This window comes from Burkholderia sp. MSh2, from assembly GCF_000731655.1.
Taxonomy (GTDB): domain Bacteria; phylum Pseudomonadota; class Gammaproteobacteria; order Burkholderiales; family Burkholderiaceae; genus Burkholderia; species Burkholderia paludis.
On the sequence record NZ_JPGM01000165.1, the window covers coordinates 1 to 415 of the forward strand.

At 73.5% G+C, this 415-nt stretch carries 1 protein-coding gene; it reads right to left on the minus strand.

Going from position 1 to position 415, the window contains the following annotated elements; all coding sequences use genetic code 11:
* Positions 1–415: condensation domain-containing protein (locus tag GQ57_RS38050; RefSeq protein WP_034200637.1), on the minus strand; the 415-nt coding region annotated here is incomplete at both ends.

The window sequence follows — 415 nt, forward strand, 5'->3', positions numbered from 1 at the left end:
TGGCCCAGCTCCCCGAGCAGCACCCGCCACGACACCCCGTCCACCGCCAGGTGATGCACGACCAGCAGCAGGCGCGACCCGCCTTCCGGCAGGTCGAACAGCGTCGCGCGCCACAGCGGCCCGTGCGCCAGATCCAGCGACGCCTGCACCCGCGCGCCGTGCGACGACAGCGCCGCGCGCCAGTCGCCTTCGCCCGTCAGGTCCACACGTTCCAGCTCGAAACGCTCCTGCGCCGCCACCTGCTGCGTCCAGCGACCCTGCCCGTCGCGCGCGAAGCGCAAACGCAGCGCGTCGTGACGGCTCGTCACCGCGCGCACGGCCGCTTCCACCCGATCGGCCGGCAGGCGCGTATCCGACGCCAGCAGCACCGACTGGTTCCAGTGACGCGGCCCGTCCGGATGCTCGGCGAAGAACC